The sequence below is a fragment of the Polyangium jinanense genome (genome assembly GCF_028435265.1).
Classification (GTDB): Bacteria; Myxococcota_A; Polyangia; order Polyangiales; family Polyangiaceae; genus Polyangium; species Polyangium jinanense.
This window is the reverse complement of record NZ_JAGTJK010000002.1, coordinates 352,288-369,635: the sequence shown is the minus strand read 5'-3', so window position 1 is coordinate 369,635 and position 17,348 is coordinate 352,288. Positions and strand designations below refer to the sequence as shown.

The window sequence follows — 17,348 nt, the reverse complement described above, 5'->3', positions numbered from 1 at the left end:
GTGATGGCACCTCGGTTGCTCGTCCGAGTCGAAAGCGAGGTGACCTGTGCGGATCAGAAGCAACGTTGGCGCCCCGGACGGACGATATCGTCGAACGAATCGCGGCGCGTGGATATTCGCGCCCGTCATCGCATTGTCGATGCTGGCCGCGGGCTGTACCGCGACGCTGTCGGCCGGGACCCCGAACGTGGGCGGGTACGACGTGGCGTATGCGGAGGCGGTTCCCATCGATGTGAATACGTACCCGGCCGTCGCCTATCGGGGCCGGCTCGCTTACCTCGTCGAGGGACGCTGGTACTGGCCGACGGACAATGGCTGGGTCGTGTTCCTCGAGGAGCCGCCTGAGCTCGCGCGTTACCGCACGAACGTCCAGACCGCGCCGCGCGCCGTGCCGCCGCCCGCGGTCGAGTACGGCTACCCGCCGGTTCGTCCCACGAAACCACGCGAGATCCATCGCGAGTACCGGCCTCGTTGACCGATGACAGACAGGGGGAGGTTTTCCATGCGCGATTCGATCATGAAATGGGCAGGCTCCGCGGCCTTTGTGCTTTCGCTCGCCCCCACCGCGATGGGGTGCCTGGCCGAGGGGTCCGTCGTGTACGTGCCCATCGGCCGCGATACGGGGACGGTGACGCAAACCTGGTCCATCGGAGGCCGCTTCGACCCGAGCCTCTGCCGGACCTACGGCGCCGATCGCATGGAGCTCGTCATCCGCGACATGTCCGACCGCACCGTGGCGCGCGCATATCAGCCCTGCAGGGAGATGCAGATGAGCGTGAAGCTGCCCGAAGGGACGTACAAGGGCGACGCGACGCTCATCGCCCGCGACGGCTCGGAGGTGAGCACCACGCTCGAGCTGCTGCCGTTCCGCATCCTCTCGAACACCGATACGCCCGTCGACACCGACTTCCCGACGTCGTCGATGCTGACGGTGCTCTCGGTGGACGCGGTCGCCTCGAGCGCGGAGGTCGACGACGAAGCTCCCTGATCCAGGGGACACACGACCGGGGGACGTGAGACGCGTGCGGAGGCCGACGCGTCGGCCTTGATCTACGTCCCCATCTTCATCCATGCTCTCCGCGCTCGCCTCCTTCGTTCCGGCAAGGCGGCGCCGCGCCCACGTGCTCGTACCCGACGCGCTTTTTCACGGCCGATACCGCGTCATCCGCTGCATCAAGGCGGGCGGCATGGGCGCCGTGTACGAGGTCGCCGACGAGGCGACGCGGCGAAGGCGCGCGCTCAAGGTGATGCTGCCGGGCACCATCGAGGACCCGATCCTGCGCGAGCGGTTCGCGCAGGAGGCCACGATCACGGGCGGCATCGAGAGCGACCACATCGTCCAGGTCTCCGACGCGGGCATCGACGAGAGCACGAGCATGCCGTTCCTCGTGATGGACCTGCTCTCGGGCGAAGAGCTCGGCAGCATGCTCGCGCGGCGCGGCGCCCTGCCGCCGGCCGAGGTCGTGCTCTATCTGGGACAGGCGGCGATCGCGCTCGACAAGACGCACGCGGCGAACATCGTGCACAGGGATCTCAAGCCCGAGAACCTGTTCATCACGACGCGCGACGACGGAAGCCCGTGCTTGAAGATCCTGGATTACGGCGTCGCCAAGGTGATGGTGGAGACGACGTTCCAAAGGCGCACGGCGATCGTCGGCACGCCGCTCTACATGGCGCCCGAGCAGGTGCAGGGCGACGGCGCGATCGGCCCGCGCGCCGACGTCTACGCGCTCGGCCACCTCGCCTACACGCTGCTCTCCGGCGAGGCGTACTGGATGAGCGAGGCGAAGAGCTCGCTCTCGCTCTTCGTGCTCTTCAAGCGGATCATGGCGGGCCCGCCCGAACCGGCGACGACCCGCGCGGCGCGGCGTGGTGTGCGGATCACGCCCCCGTTCGACGCCTGGTTCTCGCGCACCACGAACCTCGAACCACAGAGGCGCCCCGAGCGCGCGACGCACGCGATCGCCGAGCTCTGCGAGGCCCTCGGCGTCGTGACCTCGAACGCCACGATCGCGGTCGCCCTGCCCCCGCCGTCGACCCCGCGTCTCAGCTCGCCCATGCCCGCGCGGCCGGCGCCGGCCCCTGAAAAACCGCTCTTCTACGCGGACAAACCTCTCCTCTACGCCGACGCACATGCTCCGGCCTCGGTCCCGTCGAAGCCGCCGAAGAGCAAGGCGAAGCCGGTCCACGAGTCGTGGGAGGACAACGTCCCGCTGTTCCGGGATCCGGCGACGGGCGCCTACAGCGAGCGCTACCTGCGCCTGACGCTCGACGAGGCAATCGCGAAGGCGAAGATGAAGGGCACGAAGTTCTCGATCGTCGTCTTCGAGCTACCGCTCCGGGGCCTCGATCCGACGCGGGACAAGGCGACGATCGAGGCCGACCTGCGGGAGCTCGTGACCACACTGCACGGGCTCTACGGTCGAAAGAGTTTCCTCGGCCGGTATGGCCCGTCGAGCCTCGTGCTGATCGTGCCGGACGCGGGCAGCAACTTCTCGCGCGCGCTCGCGAAGGCGCTCAGCGAGAAGCTCCGCGAGGAGTTCGGCAAGCGCAAGGAGACGCGGCGGCTCACGGTGCGGCTACGCGTGGGCGCGGAGCGGGTCGATCCGCTGGAGAAGTCGGCGATCGATTTGATCGAGCGGGCGACGCGGGCGGCATTGCAAAGCGACGCCTGACAGATAAGCCCTTCATCTTGTCGCTCGCTTTTCGCTGGGAGAACCGCAACCAGGTTGGCCTTCGGAATCAGAGCCCCCACGGCGGGGGAATCTTGAAATATTCGGCCTGGCAGCAGCCCCTTGTAGCAGACTTGCAATACAGCTGGTCTCCATCGTCACACGTGCCCACCTCGACGCCGTCGATGAGGCATTTGCAGGTCATCGTGCCGCCGGCAGGCGTCGAGCAGTCGGTCTGGTAGGTCTTGCCAAAGCAGAGGTCGCCGCAGCCGCAGCTCACGTCGCCGTTCATGTCCGCGCCTCCCGGGCACGAGTCCGAGCCCAAGATGAGACACCCGTGCATCCCCCCGCACATCTCGAACGTGTCCCACTCGTCCTTGCACGCGCCCTCCTCGTCCGCGCAAGTCGACGTGAATGGCAGACGGCAGGCGTAGGCCGCACCCAATTCGTCCTCGCATTCGGTGGTGTACAAGTCGATGAGACCGTCGCACTGCTTCGTGCACGTGTCCGACGCCTTCGGGCAGCTGTTCACCTCGAGCGCGTGACAGTAATCGTAACAGGCCTGCCTTCCTGTCGGACCGGTGCCGCCCGCGCCCCCCGAATCGTTGTTCGTCGAGTCGCCTTCGCACGCGGAGAGCAAACTCGCCGCGCCCAGAAGGACCATCCCCAAGAGTGCCGAAAACATTCGCATGCTTGCGACGATAGCTCAACTTCGCGCAATGTGATCGCTCGAGACGCGTGCGCTGCGCTCATCGCCTGGGGCGAGCGCTCAGGAAAACGAACCCGCCAGTTTCACACGTGGGCCTGGCGCGGAAAGTCGTTCCGCAACGGCTCGACATTCCACTTGAAAGGTCCGAACCGCGTTCGCCACGGAGCGACGCCCCCGCCTCCGCCCGCCCTTCTGCACAGGGAGAGTTCCGCAGGTCCTCTCGGGGGCCAAAAGCCGAACGTCGACGCGTCGCCACCCCGCGCGCTTCGCCCAAACCGCTCCGTCGACGCGTTGGCATGCAGGTTCGAGCGTCCTCCGCCGACGGGGCCGACGTTCGCACCGCGCGCCTCGGGCGCCGCTCCTCCCGGCGCAACCGCGCACGCCCCTGCGCGCCCTGCCACGTCCCGCCCGTCGACGTTGCAACCCCACTTCCGGCGCCCCGAGCGCCCCCGCAACGCGTTGCAATGCCACTTCAGCCACCTCGAACGCCCCGGCAAGCCGTCGCCGACGCGTCCGAGCCCTCCCGCGCAGAGGACCGCGGCGTCTCCGGGCCTCCTCCGTCCTTGAAGCCCGACGCGAGCCCCCTCTAGCATCCGCCCCCATGGTTGGCGTCGAGACCCTCCCCGAGATTCGTGATACGAGTCGCGCTTCGATGCGTATTGCCTTCGCCTTCCTTGGCCTCTTTCTCGCCGCGTGCACGAAGGCACCGGACGCGCCCGTACGGAAGGCCGAGGCCCGCGAGACGTATTCGTTCCCGGCGGAGTTCGAGCCGCACGCGTCGATCTGGCTCGCCTGGCCGACCTACCAGAACAAGGCGGGGCACCCGACCGAGCCCGTCGTGGAGGACATCCTCCGCGCGCTCCACGGCCACGTGTCGGTCGACCTGCTCGCCCAGGACGAGGCGGAGGCGGGCATGATCCGGGAGCGGCTCGCCCGGGATGCCGTGCCGTCCGATCACGTACGAATCCACGCCGTGCCGCACGCGGACATCTGGCTGCGGGACATGGGGCCGATCTTCGTGAAGACGAGCGGCGGCGGGCGCGCGGTCGTCGATTACGCGTTCAATGCCTGGGGATATCCCGGTTTCGATCGTTCGAGCCGGACGGGGTTGATCGAGGATGCCGTCGATCGAAAGGTGGCGGCGCTACGAGGCCTGCCCGTCGTGCGATCGAGCATGTCGAGCGAAGGCGGCGATCGGGAGTCGAACGGCGCGGGGACGTTGATGCTCACCGAGCAGGTGGAGCGGCAACGAAACCCGGGGCTCTCGCGCGAGCAGATCGAGGCGGAGTTCCGGCGGACGCTCGGCGCAACGCATTTCGTGTGGCTGCCGCAAGGAATCGCGGAGGACGATGCGACCTGGGAAGGGCCGCTCCCGGGCGGCATTTATACGCCGCTCACGCCGGGAGGACACATCGACGAGTATGCGCGGTTCGCCGATGCCCACACGATCCTGCTCGGCGAGGTGACGGAGGCCGAGGCGCAAGAAGACCCGATCCGGGCGATGACGCGCGAGCGGCTCGAAAAGGCGCGCGCGGCGATCGAAGCGGCGGGCGATCAGGACGGGCGTCCTTTCCGGATCGTGCGGGTCCCGATGCCCGAGCCGCTCTACGACACGCTCGGGCCCGGAGACGGCGTCTACGAGTCGATGAAGGAGATGCGATACACGAGCGGCGTGCCTTTTCCGAAGGGCAAGCCGGTGCGGATCATCGTGTCGACGAGTTACCTGAATTTCCTGGTCACGAACGGCGTGGTCCTCGCGCAGGTGTATTCCAAGGAGGGAAGGTCGCCGCGCGTGAAAGAAAAAGACGAGGCCGCGCTGCGGATCCTCGGCGAGGTTTTTCCGGGGCGGAAAGTCGTCCCGATCGACGCCGAGGCCGTGAACCTCGGCGGCGGCGGCGTTCATTGCATCACGCAGCAGGAACCGCTCTGAGGGCCGCCTACTCGCGCACCCACTTCACCCGGCCGAACCGCGCCGCCTTGTGAAAATTCCCCATCCCGAGGATCGGCGACCAGGCGACGCCGCCGTTGTTCTGCATCGCATACAAATTCATCCGCCAGGTGTCCCCGGGCGCGGGGGGCGACGCTTTCGCTTTTGCGAATGATTTCCAGGGAATCTTCGCCTCGACGGTGTATCCCTCGTCTTTGTCCTTGTCGTCGTCGATCGTGCCGCGCAGAACGACCGCACTTTCGAGCCCCGCACTCCATTCCTGGTGCCCGAACGGCCCGGCGTTTCCGCCTCGCGGACGATTGTAATCGTCGAACTGCGAGTCGAAGACGAGGTTCTGCGGATTGATCTGGATCTCGTAATAGTCCTTGTTGTCGCCGTCGCCGTCGGGATCGATCATCAACTCGACGGTGTCGCGCTCCCAGAGGTGCGGATCGGGCGCGTCCGTGGGAAAACCGCCGCGGATCGTGGTGTCTTTGACGTCGAAGCCGACGTAAAGGAACTGGTCGTCCCAGAGGAGCCGCGCGCTGCCCTGCACCGGGATCCGCGGGTTTGGCGCGCCAGACGAGACGTCGACGAACGGACCCGTGTCCGCCGCCTTCGCCCACGCCGGCTCGTCGAGCTTGCCGTCGATCGTGACCGCGTCGCCGGGCGCCAGCGCCTTCACGGCGATCTCCTTGATCACGCGCCGCGGATCCTCGGTCGACGCCCCCTGCGTGTTCGTCCCGCCAACCTGTTTTTCCGGCGGCGCGACCGAATCCCGCGAGCACGCGGCGATGGCAAGCGCGCACGCGACGAAGAGAGCTCGACGCATGCGCGCGTGCCTCCTACTTCCGGCCCTTCTTCCGCGCGTCGCGCTCGCGCTTGCGTTGCGCCTTTTTCGCGTTCTTCTCGGCCTGACTGAGCGTGCGCATCTTCGTCATGCTCGGCCCCTCGGCGCCGCCGCCCGGCATGCCCATGCCCGGCATGCCCATCCCGGGGAAGCCTGGCATGCCCATGCCCGGGAAGCCCGGCATCCCCATGCCCGGCATGCCCATGCCCGGCATGCCCATGCCCGGGAAACCAGGCATGCCGCCGCCGCCGGCCATGGCCTTCTGCATGTTCCGCATCTGGGCCATCTGCTTCAGGCCGGGGATCTTGCCCATCATGCCGAGGTTCTGGCCGAGCCCCGACATCATCTGCTTCATGAACAGGAACTTCTGCACGAGCTCCGCGACGGCCTCGGGGTTCGAGCCCGAGCCCTTCGCGATACGCTCGGCCCGCTTCGGCTCGCGGATGAGCGCGTACGGGTCGCGCTTCTCGAACTTCGTCATCGACTGGATGATCGCCTCGATCCGCACGAGCTCGCGGTCATCGAGGTTCACGTCCTTCGGCAAACCCCCGGGGAACATGCCGCCGAGCGGGAGCTTGTCGACGAGGTCCTTGAGCGACCCCATCTTCTGGATCATGCGGACCTGCTCGAGGAAGTCGTCGAGCGAGAAGTCGCCCTGGAGCAAACGCTCGGCGTCCTTCTCTGCCTTCTTCTGATCGACGACCTGCTCGAAGTCCTGCATGAGGCCGACGACGTCGCCCATGCCGAGGATGCGGCTCGCCATGCCGTCGGCGCGGAACTCCTCGAACTTGTCCGTCGTCTCGCCGATGCCGCTGAAGAGGACGGGCGCGCCCGTGACCTCCTTGATGCTGATCGCCGCGCCGCCGCGCGCGTCACCGTCGAGCTTCGTGAGCACGACGCCGCTGATGCCGAGACGCTCGTGGAAGGAGCGCGCCGTCTTCACCGAGTCCTGGCCGATCATCGCGTCGACCACGAGGAAGATGTTGTCCGGCGCGACGCGCGATTTGATCTCCGCGAGCTCCTGCATGAGCTTCTCGTCGATCGCGAGGCGGCCCGCGGTGTCGTAGATGATGACGTCGCGGCCGAGCTTCTTCGCCTCGGCCTCAGCGGCCGCGCAGATCTCGACGGGCGACTTGCCCGCGATGTTGAAGACCGGGATCTTGATCTGGTTGCCGAGCACCTTGAGCTGCTCGACGGCCGCCGGGCGCTGCATGTCGGCCGCGACGAGCATGGGCTTCTTGCCCTGCTTCGAGATGTACCGAGCGAGCTTGGCACACGTCGTGGTCTTACCGGAGCCCTGGAGACCAACCATCATGAGGCCGGTCGGGCGACCCGACGCCCACACGATGGGCTCGCCCTCGTGCGACATCATGGCCTCGAGCTCGTCGTGGCAGATCTTGACGAAGTGATCACTCGCCGAGACCTGCATCGTCTCGCCCTCGTGCTTGACCTTCGCTTCGAGCGTGCGGCCGACGGCCTTCGCCTTCACGCGGCTCAAGAAGGCCTTCACGACGCCGATCTCGACGTCGGCTTCGAGCAAGCTGAGCCTCACCTCGCGGAGCGCGGGCTCGATATTGGACTCGGTGAGCTCCGTGAGCCCCGCGAGGCGGTTGCGGGCCTGACGAAAACCTCGGGCGAGCGTGTCGAACATACGGGGGCGCTCTTTAGCACGAGGCGCGCGCGTCCCGTACCCCCCAGGGCGCGTTTTCCCTTGCCTGGTTCCGAATACTCCGTCAGCGGCGGCGAAGGCGCAGCTCGGCCGCCGCCTTCTCACAGGCCGGCATGGCCTGCTCGCTGCTTTTCTTGATCTTCTCCTCGGCCGCGGCGAGGTCGGCGAGCAGGGTTGTCGGCACGGGCCCCCCGCCACCGAGCGCGCGCTTGACGCCCTCGGTGCCCTCCTTGCCTTCGAGGAGGAGCCGGTACGCCTCGGCGCAACCGTCCCGGGCGCGCTGGGCCTCGGGGCTTCGGGCCGGCTTCTTTTCGAGCGCCGAAAGGAGGTTCTTCCGCCCGCCGAGGTCCTCCGCGGGCGCGTTGCGGAGCGCCTCGATCGCCGCGAGGAGCGCGCGCTCCTCCTCAGCCTCGGCCGACGTGCAGCCGAGGGCAGAGCCGAGGCCCAACGCGAGGAGGAGCGTGGTTCGGAAGGTCAATCCGCGCCCGCGCGCTTCGGCGCCGGGCCCATCTGGATGCGCTCGCCGATGTAGGAGCCGACCATCGTGAAGAGCACGCCGATCACCGCGAGGATGACGTACATGAAGAGCGGCAGTGTCCGCACGGTCTGCGACTTCATGAGCTGAAAGACCGTGGGGATCGCGACGAGCATCGTGGCGACGACGGGCTCAGCCACCGTCTTTCCAGGCGAGATCATGCCGAGCAGGATGCCCCCGACGAACCACACGGGCACCGCGATCATCATGCCGTAGCGGCCCTCGAAGTCGAAGGCGCTGACGACCATCGGCAAGCCGACGACGATCGCCGCCGTGAGCACGGCCTGCACGAGCAGCGCGATGCCGGCCCAGGCAACGCTGAAGCCGTCAGGGCCGCGCCGCCCTTCGCCTTCGTCGCGGCTCCGGCCGAGCTCCATCGACGCGCCGCACGAGACGCACCGGCCGCTCGGCGGGACGGGCGAGTTCGTCACGCCGCAGGAGGGGCAGGCGACGGAGGAAACCTTCTTCGCGGACGTTGCCACGCGCGTAGGCTAGAAAAGCGAGGCCACGAGGGCAAGAGATCCCCCGCCCGGCCCCGAGGAACCGGACGGGCAGGCGGCGGAAATCCGACGCGAGGCCGAAGGAACCGGGCCCGCCCGGCGATGTCCGTCGGTTATACTCGTGACCGGAAACCGCTACCCGACCCCCACCGCCCTGCTCGTGCCCCGCGATCCGTCGCCCACCCTGACCGCGCCCCGCCCGCCGTCCCTCGACGCCGCGGGGTCGGATCCCGAGCTCGTCGCGCTGCCCGCGCCGCCGAAACGCGAGCGCACGGCGACGGTGGTGCTGATGGGGATCACGGCGCTCGCGGCCGCCTGGATGGCCTTCGTGCTCTCCGGAGAAGCGCGTTACGCGCTCACGCAGGGCCAGCTCGTGGAGGTGCCGGATCTCGCGACGCTCACGCCCAGCGCGGATGTGGAGAACCGCTACGTGCGCACGTCGGGCCTGCTCGGCACGACGGGGGCGATCCGGTACGGACGCGCGGCGGAGGGAGATTCGTTCCGGCTCGCGCCCGTCGCGGGCAACGAGAAGATCTGGGTGGAGATCCGCGTGCCCGAGGGCTTCGAGGGTCCACGCTTCGTGCCGCCGACGAGCTTCGCCGGCCGGCTCGTTCCGTTCCGCAAAGCAGGTCTGCGCCACGCGCGCCTGCCCGAAGCGGTGCACGCGCAGACGAGCAAGGTCGTGCCCGACGACGCATGGGTGCTGATCGACGGGAGCTCGCCGCGCGCGTCGCGATGGGCCGTCGCGCTGGTGGCGCTCTTCCTCGGCTTCGCGGCGTGGAACTTCGCGGGCATCGTGCGCGTGCTCGCGCGCGTACGAGACGGCGAAGCGCGCTAGTCGCGCATCAGAGGGTGCTGCCACAGGCGTCGCGAGCGGCTCGAGGCTAGGGAGGCCGAGCGAGGCGTACACCGTACGTCGAGCGAGGCCGACCGACGCATCGAGCCGCGCAGCAGCCTGTGGAGCACCCTCTCAGGGCGCGCCGAGAAAATCGAGCAGGATCGGGTTCACGATCTCGGGCCGCTCGAGGTGCACGAAGTGGCCCGCGCGCGGGATGGTGTGCACGCGGATGCCCGCGAGGAAATGTCGCTCGATGTCGCGCGTGAGCTCGACGCCGACGCAGCCGTCGTCCTCGCCGTGGATGTGAATCGCAGGGACGGTCGTCTTCTCGAGGAGCAGACGCCGCGCCTCCCCGAAGAGCGCGCTCGGCGTGAAGAACGCGCGGTAGTAGGCGATGACCTCGGTCACGCGCGGGGCGATGCCGGCCTTGATGCGATCGAGGTCCTCGCGGGATGCCGTGTAGCCGGGGGACCAGTCGCGCCAGAGACGATCGATGAGCGCGAAGTCGTTCTTCGCGAGGCCACGCTCGGCGATGCCGCGGAGCTGGAAGTACGCGGTGTACCAGGAGCGGCGGAGCTGCGCGGGAAGCGCGAGCTTCGGGAGCGTGGCGCGGAGGTGCGGCACGGCGATCGTGACGAGGTGGGAGAAGCGCGCGGGCGCGAGCGCGGTCGCCGCATACGCCGCGATGGCGCCCCAGTCGTGACCGACGAGGCGCACGGGCGAGCCGGGCGAGAGTCGATCCGCGAGCGCGACGAGGTCACGGCCGAGTGCTTCGGCGTCGTAACGACGGCTCTTCGGGATGCCGCTCGGCGCGTAGCCGCGCATCGTCGGGCACGCGACGCGGAAGCCTCGCGCGACGAGGGGATCGATCTGGGCGCGGAACGAGCGCGCGTCGTCGGGGAAGCCGTGCGCGCAGAGGACGAGGGGACCGTCGCCGTGCACGGTGCAGGAGAGCTCGACATCGCCGAGGTCGAGCGTCTTCGTCTCGAGCGTCTTCGTCTCAGCCATGCCGAGAGGCTACACGATGCGGCGTGAGAGCCGGCGACCGCGCGACGTGCGTCCGCGTGCTAGCGTCAGCGGTGATGAAGCTCGAGCTCGGGATTCCGGTCTGGTTGCTCTGCGGCATCCTCGGCGCCTGGATCGCCACGACGAAGGGCCGCGGCGGCTGCTTCTGGTTCCTCACGTGCGCGGTGCTCGGCCCGATTGGCCTCGTCTTCGCGGCTGTCGTTTCGAAGAAGTCGCAGAAGGACTGACGACGGACGCGTACGTCCCGATCGGCTCGTGTCGACGTGTCCGGCGCGTGTGCGCACGCTCGGGTCGTGGGCGAATAGACGGGGGCAAAATCGACGCACGTCCGAACGCGCCGGACGAACGCGCTGCGAACCGCCGCAGACGGCGCCGATCGCCTCGGGGCAGACGTGGCAAAAAAGCGCGGCGATCCGTGGAGAACGAGCGCCACGTGGTCCGCGAATTCCCCGCATGCGCCGCCGCGCGTTCACGCAGGCTGGATGCACGGGGCCGGATCGGCCGACGGCCGCCGCCTTGCATTGCGAGGTGAGCGCGCGCCTCGACGACGAGCACCCGCTGCTGGTCGCAAGGCGTCGTCCCCTGCACGCGGCGCACGCCACGCGCAGGGCACCACGCGAGACAAGGAGAGGTATCTCGATGAAGAAGTCGATCCAACTCCTCATGGCGGCGGCGATCGCCACGAGCGCACCCTTCCTGAGCATCGGCGACGCGTCGGCGGACGGCGGCTACGGCGGCTACGACTACAACCCGCGCTTCGGTCAGGTCGACGCCCGCTTCCTCGACAACGGCGACCTGCGGTTCGGCTTCGAGCAGATGAACATCCGCCGGCAGTTCGCCCGGTACTCGATCAACGCCGACCTCCAGGCGACGTACCGTTGCCAGGATCAGCGCGGAAACTTCGCCGGCGAGCCGATCGTCCTCCGCGATTCGTGGAACGACGCGAAGAGCTTCCAAGCGTCCCGGCAGGGCCGCGTCTACGGCGAGTTTCTCATGCCGCGGGATCGGTTCCGCGGCGCGGGCGCTTGCCGTGGCAGCTACCAACAGCCGGTGCTCATGCGGGTCACGATCGTGAACGTGCGCCTGCTCGACGAGACACACAACCTGCCGTACGCGCGCGAGCGCATCACGTGCGACGCGCGCGGCGCCTACGGCTACGACGACACGCAGTACGGCCCGGGCAAGGGCGACATCCAGTACGGCCCCGGCAAGGGCGACATCCAGTACGGCCCCGGCAAGGGCGACGAGTACTACGGCGACGAGGGCCAGTACGGCGGCGCCGACGATCAGTTCGACATCGGCCCGGGCGACACGCAGTACGGCGGCGACGTGCAGTACGGCCCCGGCAAGGGCGACGTGCAGTACGGCCCCGGCAAGGGCGACGTGCAGTACGGCCCCGGCAAGGGCGACGTGCAGTACGGCCCCGGCAAGGGCGATGTCCAGTACGGCCCTAGCAAGGGCGATGTCCAGTACGGCCCCAGCAAGGGCGACATCCAGTACAGCGGCGGCGACAGCCAGTACGCCCCGAGCAAGGGCGACGTTCAGTACAGCGGCGGCAAGGGCGACATCAACAAGGCCTACTGAGCGTCGCGGTCGTCGACTCCTCCTCCCGATCCCGGGCTTCGGTTCGCCCGGGATCGGTTTTTTCTTTCCGAACCCGTGATCACCACGAGCCGTCGCGGAGCGGCTCGGCGCCGAAGAGCTCGGCAAGCACCTTGCGGTACTGATCGGCGAGCCGCACGAGGTCGTGGAAGACCGCGGCGATGTCGTGCTCGCTCGCGAACGCGGAGACGGGCTCGGAGAAGGAGAGCACGACGACATCCCCCGCGAGCGAGAGGCGACACACGCCCGAGGTCTGATCGTTCGCCGTGAGCAGGAGCCGGTAGAACGGTTCGTGGTTCGCCGAAGGCACACGCACGAGCGGCACGCGCAAGATCACCTGCAAGCCCGCGCTGTCGAGGCGGATCGTCACCTCGGAAGGTGTCGCGTCTCCGCCGAGCGCGCGATGATGAATGCGCCACGATCGCGGCCCGGTGCGTGCCTTGTTCGCGACGATCCCGAGCGCGGTGAGCGCGTCGCGCACCACGCGCTCGGCCCCGGCCGACTCGGTCTCGAACGCATGCGGCAAGAGGATCCCGCACGACTCGCAACGATCGTTGTCCGCGGAGAACGCCTCCGTGCAGCCAGGGCAGCGGTGAATGAGGGTGCGCTCGCCGAGCTCCGACGCAGGCACGTCGAGCGCGCGGAGGTCCCGCGCGAGGAGACCGACGGGCAGGATGCACCGAGCGCGATCGAGCGCATCCCGGCCGATGCGCCGCGCCGTGGTGATCACACCGATCACACGCCCGGCCGCATCGATCACGGGAGAGCCGCCGCGCCCGGCGCGCGCGCCGAGATCCGGATCGAGCGCCGCGAGCTCGCCGCCGCGCCCCTCGGCGCACACCACGGCCATCGCCGTCACGAAGGTATCGCCTGGCGCCGCGATCAGCGTGGTGACGGGCTCGCCGAGCCGCGGCAACGGATCCGCGCGCAAGGGCAGCGGCGCTGCGCCGATCGCTTCGAGTGGGAGCACGAACGCGAGATCCCGTTCCGCGTCCACGGCGACGACGCGACCCGCCGCGCGCCTGCCTTCCTCGGTCGAGAGCACCACCTCGGACTGGAAGCCCACGGTGCGCCAGCTCGTCACGACCACGCCGTTGCCGAGCGCGACCCAGCCCGTGCCGCTCGACGTCCCCGACGTCACCGTCACGACCGATCGCCGCGCGACGCCGAGCACGCTCTCTCCCGGGTTGCCGTGTTGCATGAAATCCGCGAGCGACGAGGCGATACGCGAGCTCATCCGGACGCGATCCTCTTCAGCGCCGTCATCATCAGATCGAGCGCCGCCTGCTTGGGCACGTCGCGATGCGCGTGCGCCACGATGTCCTTCAAGCGTTGCGACGTCTGCTGTGGCAAACGCGTCCGTGTGAGCAACTCCGTCAGCGCGCCGAGCGCGAGGAAGTGGCGGAGCGTCGCGTCCTGCGGCGCGAGCTCGATCTCCTCGACGTACTTCGCCAGGTGCTCACGCGCCTGCGCCGCCGTCGCGAGCGGCTCGACGATGAACGCCCTCTCCTTCGGGAGAAGCGCGCGCGCCGCGACGATCCGCTCCATCGCGAGCAGCGCCGGCTCGGCCATCGGGATCGGCGACGACGGACGCTTGCCGCCGGGCGACGCGCTCGGCCAGATCGCACGCGTCACGCCCGACGCGTTCCGGTAGAGGTACGAGACCGCGTCGGGCACGTGCTCGCCGAACTCGTAGATCGCGCGATACACCGCGGCGCGCACGAGCAGGAGCATCGTCGCGGGCCGCTCCTCGTAGCTCAGCGCCGTCGCGAGCGCCTGCGCCTGATGCAAGAGCTCGCAGAGTTTGTCCGCGGGCGTGAGCGCGCGGCGCGCCGCAGCATCGTCGAGGTCTGGCGAGCCGGGGCGCGTCGCGCCTTCGACCGCGGGCATCCCGGGCACCGTGCGTCGACGCGCGCCGGGCGCGGCGAACGGCATCGGCGTCGTGAGCGACGGGATCGCCCCGAGGCGCGCGGTCTCCGGCGGCGGCTCGCGGTCGGGCCCAGGCGGCGCAGCGAACGCGGACGTCTGCGGAACACCGAGCCGCGCCGTCTGCGGCACGTTCTCGGGAGGCGCGAGCACCGGCGGCACGCCGTCCTCGCCGCGCCACGTATCCGAGAGGCGGAACGGCGCGAGCACCGGCGGCAGCTCCTCCTCCGCGACGGGAGGCCGCGACGCATCGTTCGCGAAGGCCGGCGCGAGGATCGGCGGCAGATCGTCATCCGGCGGCGTCGCGTTGTCCGCGGGCCTGAGCGTCGAGGGCGGCGGCGGCACGACTGATCGTCGCTGCGGCGCCGGCTGCAACGTCGAGAGCGTCCGCTTCCTCCCGAGCGACTCCCATCCACCGCCTCCGCGCGCATCTCCGTGTGCCGCGGTGCGCGCATCAAACGACGCCACGAAGATCTCCGCGTACCGCTCCGACGTCGCCATCATCTCGCGGATCACGTGCCGCACGAGCGGCGGCGACGCGGCGCCGAGCTGCGTGACGAAGCGCAGAAGGAGCAGATCGTCCCGCAGGCACACGCGTGACGTGATCGCCTCCTCGTCGCAGAGCTCGAGCGACAGCCGCATCGCGGGGACGCGCTGGCTGCGCGGCAGGCGCGCCACCGGCGACTCCACGATGAGGTGCATCGACTGCATGTCGAGCGACAGGAACACGCTCGACTCCTTGCCGATGAGCGCCCAGCCCGGCCCCTCGGGCAGGTTCACCGCGCGCGCCGTCAGGTTCGACTCGGCAGAGGCGACGATGCCGAGCGCGCGCGCATACTCGCCACGCCGGAACGCTTCCGTCGCCCTCTCCAGCCCGGAAGGATCGAGCGACGCGTGCCCGCGCGGCACGAACCTCCGCATCGAATCTTCAAGCGCCAGCGGCGCGCGGTATTCCCCGCAGGCGTCGCAGCGTGGCCCGTGGACGGGCCATCCGCACACCGTGCAGAACTCCCGGGCCGTTCGGCTCGCGGCTCCCACCGCGCAGAGGATAAAGCGAACACGGCCCGCCGCGGGCACAATGTGCGTGCGCCGTGATCCGCGCCGCCTTTTCCGGCCCGTTCGCCCCGATCAGATCAGGGGGTTCAGGTGCAGCGGGGTTCGCGTTTCTCGCAGGTCCACCTGGATCCGGCGCACGAAATGGGCGGCGAAGGCGGCCCAGGTCACGAACGTGACCACTCCGCTCACGAGCCCGGCGTTCCGGCCGAAGCTGATCACCGTCGTCGCAAGGGCGCCGAGCAGAACGAACGCCGAGGCCACGATCGCGAGCGGCAAGAACCATCGCAGCGCGATCCGCGACCGCTCCTCCGCGCAGAGCCGCGGCAGCGCCCAGCGCAGCCACACCACCGTCAGCACGAGGCCCCAGCTCTTCAGCAAGAAGAGCAGCGCGCCCACGATCTTCAGCGCGCCCGCGCTCTCCTGCGTCGCGCCTGCCACGCCCGGGAGCTGCCAGCCGCCGAGGAAGATCGCGCTCGCGATCCCGCAGGCCACGAACACGTGCGCCCACTCCCCGAAGTAGAACAGAAGCTGCCGCGCGCCGACCTTTGCGGGTGGCGCGAGCTCCTCCCCGCTCGCTTCCGCCTCCCGCAGCGCGCCCGGCGCACGCCCGTCGGCCGTGATCATCGACGTCACGTACGCGAGGAACAGCACGAACGTCGCCGGGTTCCGGAACACGAACCAGTGCCAGGGCCACCCGCCCGCGTCGAGCGGCGATCCCCCCTGCCCACCTTGCGCCGCCACGATGTCCTCGAGCCGGAGCGACCCCGTGCTCGACACGACGCACACGATCGCCACCACGGCCGGCAGCTCCTGCAGAAGCACCCGCCCTGCGCCGCGCAGACCTCGCAGCACGGACCAGCGCTCCCCCGCGAGCGACCCACCCGTCACGAACCCGAGCCCGAGCAGCGCCACGAGCGCGAGCAGAAACAGCATCCCGACATCGAGGTCCGCGCCCACGAACCTTTGCGAGAACGGCATCACCACGAACGTCGCCGAGATCGCCGCGAACGCGAGCACCGGCGCGAGCTTCGACAGGATCGGATCCGCGTCCGGCGGCGCGATCGCCGAGGCCACCTCGCGATGCACCTCCGCGGCGAGCCGCGCGACCGGCGAGCGCGCGAGCGTCTTCTTCCCGCTCCGCTGCCCTGCGAGCCGCGACGCCACACGCCGCACGAGCCACGCCACGAGCGCGCCGAGCGGCGTCGCGAACACGAGCAGCGTCGCCGCGGACAAACCCAGCACGATGGCCGCGCCGAGCAGATCCGAAGGCGCGCTCGCGTGGAACCCTTCGATCGAGATCGGGACGATCCGCGGCTCCTCCGCGCCGCGCTGCACGGCCACGAGTGGCGCGCGCTCCTCGCCGCTCGGAATCACGTCGGCCACGCTCGTCACCTTCACGCCCTCGAAGCTCGTGATCACGTCGCCGCCCTCGATCCGCGCCGCGGCTGCGGGACTGTCCGGACGAACCGCCGCCACCACGAGCCCGTTCGACGTGGGTGCGTCCGGTGAAACCGTGATCCCCAGGAAGTCGAGCGCCCGCTGCCCGTCGCGCTCCCGTGCCAGCGCGATCGCGCGCCGCGGCGCCTTCGGCCGCACGTCGATCGTCACCTCCTTGACCGATCCCGTCACGGGCAGCGCGCCCTCGGCCTTCGTCTCCAGCGTGACCGTCACGTCGCCGTGGAACGTCGTGTGCGCCGACTCATCGCCTTGCCTGCAGAACCGCGCCACGAGCGCCTCGCTCACTGCGGCGCTCACCTTGTCGGTCGAGATCCTCGCCTTGTCGACGACGATCGTTTGCCCTTCGATCGGCGCTTCTCCGGGCCGCTTCAGCGTCCCGCGGAACGTGATCGTCGCCTCGCGCGCCTCTCCGGTCGGCAGGTTCGTCCCGAGCACCTCCAGCCGATCGCCCGACTCGAGCTCGCGCGGCGCCACGTCGACCACCCGCAGGAGATCGGGCGCGCTGTCGTTCACGTTACAGCCGCTCGCCAGGAGACAGGCGAGGGCGAGCGTGATCCTTCCATGACCGGGCATGGCCCGG

At 69.4% G+C, this 17,348-nt stretch carries 16 protein-coding genes; 7 read left to right on the top strand and 9 right to left on the bottom strand.

Features of this window, described 5'->3' with window-relative positions:
* Window positions 1–133 precede the first annotated feature (133 nt).
* The 3 genes from KEG38_RS05890 (at window position 134) to KEG38_RS05880 (ending at window position 2,675) form a co-directional block, all read left to right on the top strand.
* A complete protein-coding gene (locus KEG38_RS05890) occupies window positions 134–475 on the top strand; it encodes a hypothetical protein (RefSeq protein WP_272418053.1) in 342 nt (113 codons plus the stop codon).
* A 27-nt stretch (window positions 476–502) separates the two neighbouring features.
* On the top strand, window positions 503–988 hold the full coding sequence (locus tag KEG38_RS05885; protein WP_272418052.1) for a hypothetical protein: 486 nt from the start codon (window positions 503–505) through the stop codon (window positions 986–988).
* A gap of 82 nt (window positions 989–1,070) precedes the next feature.
* Entirely contained in the window at window positions 1,071–2,675 is a 1,605-nt protein-coding gene (locus KEG38_RS05880; protein WP_272418050.1) for a protein kinase domain-containing protein, read from the top strand.
* 67 nt (window positions 2,676–2,742) lie between these two features.
* On the opposite strand, the gene KEG38_RS05875 is transcribed toward KEG38_RS05880, so the two are convergent.
* Window positions 2,743–3,363 (bottom strand): hypothetical protein, encoded by a 621-nt coding sequence (locus KEG38_RS05875; RefSeq protein ID WP_272418049.1) that lies wholly within the window; start codon window positions 3,361–3,363, stop codon window positions 2,743–2,745.
* A gap of 670 nt (window positions 3,364–4,033) precedes the next feature.
* Between KEG38_RS05875 and KEG38_RS05870 the strand changes: the two genes are divergently transcribed.
* Complete coding sequence (locus tag KEG38_RS05870) at window positions 4,034–5,311, top strand: agmatine deiminase family protein (protein WP_272418048.1); 1,278 nt, start codon at window positions 4,034–4,036, stop codon at window positions 5,309–5,311.
* Between the two features lie 7 nt (window positions 5,312–5,318).
* Here KEG38_RS05870 and KEG38_RS05865 read toward each other — a convergent pair whose 3' ends face one another.
* The 4 genes from KEG38_RS05865 to KEG38_RS05850 form a co-directional block, all read right to left on the bottom strand.
* The gene (locus KEG38_RS05865) at window positions 5,319–6,140 is read right to left on the bottom strand and encodes a carbohydrate-binding family 9-like protein (RefSeq protein WP_272418047.1); all 822 of its coding nucleotides are present in this window, start codon (window positions 6,138–6,140) and stop codon (window positions 5,319–5,321) included.
* A 13-nt stretch (window positions 6,141–6,153) separates the two neighbouring features.
* A complete protein-coding gene (ffh, locus tag KEG38_RS05860; RefSeq protein WP_272418046.1) occupies window positions 6,154–7,809 on the bottom strand; it encodes a signal recognition particle protein in 1,656 nt (551 codons plus the stop codon).
* Window positions 7,810–7,891: 82 nt separating this feature from the next.
* Window positions 7,892–8,305 (bottom strand): hypothetical protein, encoded by a 414-nt coding sequence (locus tag KEG38_RS05855; RefSeq protein WP_272418045.1) that lies wholly within the window; start codon window positions 8,303–8,305, stop codon window positions 7,892–7,894.
* A complete protein-coding gene (locus tag KEG38_RS05850) occupies window positions 8,302–8,844 on the bottom strand; it encodes a hypothetical protein (RefSeq protein WP_272418044.1) in 543 nt (180 codons plus the stop codon). Before KEG38_RS05850 ends, KEG38_RS05855 begins: the two co-directional genes overlap by 4 nt.
* Before the next feature lie 139 nt (window positions 8,845–8,983).
* On the opposite strand from KEG38_RS05850, the gene KEG38_RS05845 reads away from it, so the two are divergent.
* On the top strand, window positions 8,984–9,700 hold the full coding sequence (locus tag KEG38_RS05845; protein ID WP_272418043.1) for a hypothetical protein: 717 nt from the start codon (window positions 8,984–8,986) through the stop codon (window positions 9,698–9,700).
* A gap of 132 nt (window positions 9,701–9,832) precedes the next feature.
* Here KEG38_RS05845 and KEG38_RS05840 read toward each other — a convergent pair whose 3' ends face one another.
* Entirely contained in the window at window positions 9,833–10,708 is an 876-nt protein-coding gene (locus KEG38_RS05840) for an alpha/beta fold hydrolase (RefSeq protein WP_272418042.1), read from the bottom strand.
* A gap of 74 nt (window positions 10,709–10,782) precedes the next feature.
* Between KEG38_RS05840 and KEG38_RS05835 the strand changes: the two genes are divergently transcribed.
* The gene (locus tag KEG38_RS05835; RefSeq protein WP_272418041.1) at window positions 10,783–10,953 is read left to right on the top strand and encodes a hypothetical protein; all 171 of its coding nucleotides are present in this window, start codon (window positions 10,783–10,785) and stop codon (window positions 10,951–10,953) included.
* Window positions 10,954–11,365: 412 nt separating this feature from the next.
* Window positions 11,366–12,310: a hypothetical protein gene (locus tag KEG38_RS05830; protein WP_272418040.1), complete on the top strand. Its 945-nt coding sequence runs from the start codon at window positions 11,366–11,368 to the stop codon at window positions 12,308–12,310.
* A 79-nt stretch (window positions 12,311–12,389) separates the two neighbouring features.
* Here the strand turns inward: KEG38_RS05830 and KEG38_RS05825 are convergent, their stop codons facing one another.
* The 3 genes from KEG38_RS05825 to KEG38_RS05815 all read right to left on the bottom strand — a co-directional run bounded on the left by KEG38_RS05825 (window position 12,390) and on the right by KEG38_RS05815 (window position 17,341).
* Window positions 12,390–13,565 (bottom strand): serine protease, encoded by a 1,176-nt coding sequence (locus tag KEG38_RS05825; RefSeq protein WP_272418039.1) that lies wholly within the window; start codon window positions 13,563–13,565, stop codon window positions 12,390–12,392.
* Complete coding sequence (locus KEG38_RS05820) at window positions 13,562–15,175, bottom strand: hypothetical protein (protein WP_272418037.1); 1,614 nt, start codon at window positions 15,173–15,175, stop codon at window positions 13,562–13,564. Before KEG38_RS05820 ends, KEG38_RS05825 begins: the two co-directional genes overlap by 4 nt.
* Before the next feature lie 207 nt (window positions 15,176–15,382).
* Window positions 15,383–17,341 carry an NADH-quinone oxidoreductase subunit H gene (locus KEG38_RS05815; RefSeq protein ID WP_272418036.1) on the bottom strand — a complete coding sequence of 653 codons (1,959 nt, stop codon included), beginning with the start codon at window positions 17,339–17,341 and terminating at the stop codon, window positions 15,383–15,385.
* Window positions 17,342–17,348: the final 7 nt, after the last annotated feature.